General features: G+C 43.2%; 5 protein-coding genes and 1 tRNA gene. All 6 read left to right on the forward strand.

Going from position 1 to position 6,277, the window contains the following annotated elements; translation table 11 throughout:
* The first annotated feature begins 75 nt into the window (after positions 1-75).
* The 6 genes from rpsU (at position 76) to K6Y31_RS14380 (ending at position 6,187) form a co-directional block, all read left to right on the forward strand.
* Positions 76-291 carry a 30S ribosomal protein S21 gene (gene rpsU, locus K6Y31_RS14355; RefSeq protein WP_119912023.1) on the forward strand — a complete coding sequence of 72 codons (216 nt, stop codon included), beginning with the start codon at positions 76-78 and terminating at the stop codon, positions 289-291.
* 13 nt (positions 292-304) lie between these two features.
* On the forward strand, positions 305-748 hold the full coding sequence (locus tag K6Y31_RS14360; protein WP_233053650.1) for a GatB/YqeY domain-containing protein: 444 nt from the start codon (positions 305-307) through the stop codon (positions 746-748).
* 96 nt (positions 749-844) lie between these two features.
* Positions 845-2,614, forward strand: coding sequence for a DNA primase (gene dnaG / locus K6Y31_RS14365; RefSeq protein ID WP_233053651.1), 1,770 nt, complete (start codon positions 845-847; stop codon positions 2,612-2,614).
* 77 nt (positions 2,615-2,691) lie between these two features.
* Positions 2,692-4,530 (forward strand): RNA polymerase sigma factor RpoD, encoded by a 1,839-nt coding sequence (rpoD, locus tag K6Y31_RS14370; protein WP_233053652.1) that lies wholly within the window; start codon positions 2,692-2,694, stop codon positions 4,528-4,530.
* A 399-nt stretch (positions 4,531-4,929) separates the two neighbouring features.
* A tRNA-Ile gene (locus K6Y31_RS14375) sits at positions 4,930-5,006 on the forward strand.
* Between the two features lie 161 nt (positions 5,007-5,167).
* Positions 5,168-6,187, forward strand: coding sequence for a hypothetical protein (locus tag K6Y31_RS14380; protein ID WP_233053653.1), 1,020 nt, complete (start codon positions 5,168-5,170; stop codon positions 6,185-6,187).
* Positions 6,188-6,277: the final 90 nt, after the last annotated feature.

Raw genomic sequence — 6,277 nt, forward strand, 5'->3', positions numbered from 1 at the left:
AAAATTCCGCACCATTTTTAAACAGACTGGTCAATCTACGACCGGCTTAACATAACACCCTGAGGTGATGGGCATATGCCAGTAATAAAAGTACGTGAAAACGAACCGTTTGATGTAGCACTACGTCGCTTTAAGCGTTCATGCGAAAAAGCAGGTATCCTTTCTGAAGTTCGCCGTCGTGAGTACTTCGAAAAACCTACTACTGTTCGTAAACGCGCTAAAGCTTCTGCAGTTAAGCGTCATTTGAAAAAGCTAGCTCGCGAAAACGCGCGTCGCGTTCGTCTTTACTAATAAGGCGTTCGTAATGACCTTGAAAGAGAAGTTGCAAGACCAACAAAAAGCAGCAATGCGCGCAAAAGACAAAGTTCGTTTGGGCGCAATCCGCATGTTGATGGCCGAAATTAAGCAACGCGAAGTCGATAACCGTATTGAGTTATCTGACGATGACATTATTGCTGTTATAACCAAAATGGTTAAACAACGTAAAGATTCCATCGCGCAGTTTGAAGCAGCAGATCGTCAAGACCTTGTCGATAAAGAATCTGAAGAACTTAACGTTCTACAAGAATTCTTACCTCAACCTCTTACCGAGGAAGAAGTAAACAGCATTATCGCTGCAGCACTGGAATCAACCGGTGCTCAGGGAATGCAAGATATGGGCAAAGTGATGGCGGCGATAAAAAGCCAGATTCAAGGTAGAGCAGATATGGGACAAGTTAGCGGCAAAATAAAAGCCAGCCTTTCTTAATCCATATTTACGCGAAAGCAGAATAAGCCGCGCCTTTTTCGAAAGAGTGCGGCTTGTTTATTTTAAGGCTTTTAATAAAGCTTTATTAGAGGGTTTATGTCAGGCAGGATCCCACGCGATTTTATTGATAACCTTTTAGCTCGAACCGACATCGTCGATCTCATCGACAGCCGAGTCAAACTGAAAAAAGCGGGCCAAAACTATCAGGCTTGCTGCCCCTTTCATAACGAAAAATCTCCCTCTTTTACCGTTAGCCAAAGCAAACAGTTTTACCATTGTTTTGGTTGTGGTGTGCATGGCAATGCCATTAGCTTTGTTATGGAATATGATGGCCTTGAATTTCCTGATGCCATTGAAGAAATTGCCAGCATGCATGGCCTCGAAGTGCCGCGTGAAAAAAGTGCTGGTCCAGCGCCCACCCCCGCACAAATTCAAGGTAAAAAAGATTTATACGAATTGATGGAGCAAATTACCCGCTTCTATCAGCAACAGCTACGTGGTCAAGCCCATAGCCAAAAGGCCATCGACTACCTAAAAGGGCGTGGCTTAAGTGGCGAAGTCTGCCAACAATTCGGTATTGGCTTTGCACCTGATGGCTGGGATGAAGTAAGAAAACGCTTCGCCATCGGCAAAGAAGCGCAAGAGCAACTCATTGAAGGCGGCATGCTTATCGCCAAAGAAAACGGGGGTAGCTACGACCGTTTTCGCGACCGAATTATGTTCCCCATTCGCGATCGCCGTGGCCGTGTCATCGGTTTTGGTGGACGTGTATTAGGTGATGGCACACCAAAATACTTAAACTCACCCGAAACCCCTATTTTTCATAAAGGCAGGGAACTTTATGCCCTTTATGAAGTCAAAAAAGCCCACAAGGACGTGCAAAAGATATTAGTAGTCGAAGGCTACATGGACGTCGTTGCACTGGCACAATTTGGTATTGATTATGCGGTTGCCTCACTCGGCACCAGCACCACGCCTGAGCACTTACAAACGCTGTTTCGTACTACCGACGAAGTAATTTGTTGTTACGACGGCGACAGAGCAGGTCGCGCCGCTGCTTGGCGGGCACTAGAAAATGCTCTACCCTTGTTACAAGATGGTAAATCATTAAAATTTATGTTTTTACCAGATGGCGAGGACCCTGACTCAATGGTGCGCCAAGAAGGTAAAGAAGCTTTTGAGCAACGCTTAGGTCAAGCCACGCCACTGTCAGAGTTTTTATTTGAAAACTTACTACAACAAGTGAACATGGGCTCGCGCGACGGTAAAACCAAACTCGCGCAACTGGCAATGCCATTGATCGCAAAGCTGCCAAGTAGCGTATTTTCTCACATGATGCGGGAAAAGTTGGCCAATTTACTGGCGATTGACCTAGCAGGTTTAGAAAAATTATTACCCGAATCAGAAAATAAAGACAACGCAAAAAAACCAGTACGGGCAACACAACAAAAAATAACCCCAATGCGCCTTGCGGTCGCCTTAGTGGTCCAGTTTCCACAATTAGCGTCAGAATTACCGGCGCTACCTGAAATTTCAGAATTAAATTTAGCGGGCAGCGCTCTTTTTGCACAATTACTTGAAAAGTGCCAGCAGCAGCCCCATATCACTACAGGCCAGCTTATTGAAGACTGGCGCGGCACAAAAGAAGGTAACCAACTGGCAAAATTAGCCATGTGGGACCATCATATTGAAGCAACACAAGTTGAAGCGGTGTTTTTAGACACCTTAGATAAATTGCTTTCAACTTATATCGAACAAAAAGAAGAAGCACTGCTAGCCAAAGCAAGAACGGGTCAACTTAGCCTTGAAGAGAAAAAACAGCTCAGTGAGCTCATTCAAAGCAGAAAGTTATCACCTTCTAGCTAGCATATTCAGCGCAAAGGCATTATAATCGCGCCCTTGCATTTTTGCACCAATCCTTAACCCCTAATCGGATGGAGTCTATGGAGCCAACCCCTCAGTCTCAGTTAAAACTTCTGGTTACCAAAGGTAAAGAACAAGGCTTCCTTACTTACGCCGAAGTAAATGATCACTTACCCCAAGACATTGTCGACTCTGATCAGATTGAAGATATTATTCAAATGATTAACGACATGGGTATTCAGGTAGTAGAAAACGCACCTGATGCCGATGATCTTATGCTTTCGGAAGATACCGCAGATGAGGACGCCGCTGAAGCAGCAGCACAAGCCCTCGCCTCGGTTGAATCAGAAATAGGTCGCACTACCGATCCAGTACGTATGTACATGCGCGAAATGGGCACAGTTGAACTGTTAACCCGTGAAGGCGAAATTGACATAGCTAAGCGTATTGAAGAAGGTATTAACCAAGTTCAGACTTCGGTTTCCGAGTACCCTGAAGCGATTCATTACCTACTTGAGCAATGGGACCGCTTTGAAGCGGAAGAGATCAAGCTAAGTGATATTATCTCAGGCTTCATCGATCCAAACGAAGAAGAGTCTTTAGCGCCTACCGCGACACATATAGGTTCAGAATTATCAGATAAAGATCTCGATGATGAAGACCTCGATGATGACGACGATGACGAAGAAGAAGACGAAGCAGACAAGGGCCCCGATCCAGAACTGGCAAAAGAAAAATTTGCCGCTCTGCGTGAAGCGCACGACAACTTGCTTGCGATCATCGCTAAATCGGGTCGTCAAAGCAAAGATTCAAAAGCAGCCATTATCGTACTTGCTGAAGTCTTTAAAGAATTCCGCCTAGTACCTAAGCAATTTGACCGCATGGTAAGCAACATGCGTTCAATGATGGATCGTGTTCGTGTTCAAGAGCGTCTGATCCTTAAAATGGTTGTAGACCAATGTAAAATGCCGAAAAAGTCATTCGTTGCCATCTTCCCAGGTAATGAAACCGATCGCTCATGGTTAGAAAACGCCATTGCAGAAGGCAAGCCTCACAGTGCAGCACTATTAGTACTAAGAGACGAAATTTTACGTTGTATCGTTAAAATGGCATCTGTTGAAGAAGAAACAGGCCTGAATATTACCGACATTAAAGACATCAACCGTCGCATGAGCATCGGCGAAGCGAAAGCTCGTCGTGCTAAAAAAGAAATGGTTGAAGCAAACTTACGTCTGGTAATTTCAATTGCGAAAAAATACACCAACCGTGGCCTACAATTCTTAGATTTAATCCAAGAAGGTAACATCGGCCTAATGAAAGCGGTTGATAAGTTTGAATACCGTCGTGGCTATAAGTTCTCAACTTATGCAACTTGGTGGATCCGCCAAGCAATCACTCGCTCGATTGCCGACCAAGCACGTACCATACGTATTCCGGTTCACATGATTGAAACCATCAATAAACTGAACCGTATTTCACGTCAAATGCTACAAGAGATGGGTCGCGAGCCTACTCCTGAAGAATTGGCTGAACGCATGATCATGCCAGAAGACAAGATCCGTAAGGTGCTGAAAATTGCCAAAGAGCCAATCTCCATGGAAACGCCAATTGGTGATGATGAAGATTCGCACTTAGGTGACTTCATTGAAGATACCACGATCCACCTACCGGTAGATTCAGCCACCAGCGAAAGCCTGAAAAATGCGACTAACGACGTATTAGCCGGCCTAACTGCTCGTGAAGCTAAAGTACTGCGTATGCGTTTCGGTATCGACATGAATACAGACCATACCTTAGAAGAAGTAGGCAAACAGTTCGACGTAACGCGTGAGCGTATTCGTCAAATTGAAGCTAAGGCATTGCGTAAGCTACGCCACCCAAGCCGCAGCGAACAACTGCGCAGCTTCCTAGATGAATAACATCTAACCTACTTTACCAATAAAAATACCAGTCAAATGACTGGTATTTTTTTACCTAACATTTAGTCGCCAAACTATGGCACTAACCCAGCAACCTCACCCGCCAGCTCCTGTAAAAAACCGCCTCACAGACTGTTAAACTACCGCAACAAAAGCGACTTAATTCAGCCTTTGCAGCAATTTTATGCAGTCAAACCACTAAACTGACTATAAAATCAGCAAACGATTTTGCAGCAGTAGACAGAGCTTAACTAGCTATATATAATCTCCCCCGCTTAATAAGAAGAATAAACAGACCTTTTATCTTGCAGGTTTACAGCTCATTTGACTGAACTAAGATAAGGATGTCGAGACAGAAGTTAGCGCTTCTGCAAACCTTTTAAAGCAACAATAAAATTAGGCCCCTTAGCTCAGCTGGTTAGAGCACCCGACTCATAATCGGTAGGTCCGCAGTTCAAGTCTGCGAGGGGCCACCAAATTTAGCAAGGCCTGAGAGGTTAGTAACCACTCAGGCCTTTTCTTTTTTTGGGGCGAATGTAGCGAGCATGTAGCATTTTAACCACAACAACCCAATCTACCAAAAACCTCAAATATCTGATATAAACATCAAATACTCATCCTATTATTAGTGATAGCCGTGGACATACCTATCTCAGAAATAATTGCAGAAAATCCAATAACAGCATCAATATTTCTAATGGTTGCAACTATTGGGCTACTTGTTAAGGCCATTACAGGTCTAATCAACTTTTATGAAGATACTTATATCAAAAGGTATCTAAAGCGACTTAACTCATTTGATGCATCTAATATCAAGGATGAACAACTTTGCAAACACCTTGAGTCAGTAAAAGAAGCTGAGATATTTTTTCTCACATCTGGGGTAAGGACCTCATCACACAGCATTGCCATGCTAATGAAAATTCATGAAATGGGGTTAATCGCTCATCATGAACTGAAACGAGTAGAGCCCTACCTGAGAGCGGATGGCGAGAAAATTAGGGTAGCAGTAACTTGGGTAGATAAATGCCGCTTTATATATTCACTAACTATGTCTCTGCTAATGATATCTATAGGCTCCTTTATCTTTGCCTACTTCACGATTTCCTATGGCCTAGAGGGAGCCCTAACAGGTGTTATAACTTTTTCTGTAACCGCAATCTTTTCTGCTTGGGTATTGAGGGAGTTCATAAACTACCGAATGTTACAGCGCACAACAGAGAAGCTTTCGAGGCTAAATCTTCTAACAAATCCAGACGAACTAATTATTTGGTCATTTCGAAACCACAAGAAAAGAACGAAGCATAGGATGATTAGTCGTCTCTACAACATGTCATTAGAGGAAATATGCCAAGATGTAAAACCAAAGCTTTCGGATAAAAGCTACGCGCTAGGTGTTGTATTGGTTCTTTTAAGTATAATTCTAGCAATAATTGCAATACCATTTTTAGTATTTTTGGAAGTAGAATATAACACTAAGATTGTAGTATTTTTATGGCTTGCTATATCTATACCTTTTGTTATAGGTGCAATATCTGAATCCATCAAGTTGACATACTCAGCTATTGATAAATACAGAATATTAAAAACAGCTGCTCCAATATTTTTAACTCTAGTATCTATCCGACATTCCGCAGCCAATTTAGGAATAAAATAATTCGTACATCTCGCCAAGTCGTTGCAGTAGCCGTCGTTGGTAATCTTGCATCCCTGTAATAAATCGCTGCTCGCCAAACTCCAGCATGTC

The organism is Motilimonas cestriensis (genome assembly GCF_021295315.1).
Lineage (GTDB): Bacteria > Pseudomonadota > Gammaproteobacteria > Enterobacterales > CBDFNC01 > Motilimonas > Motilimonas cestriensis.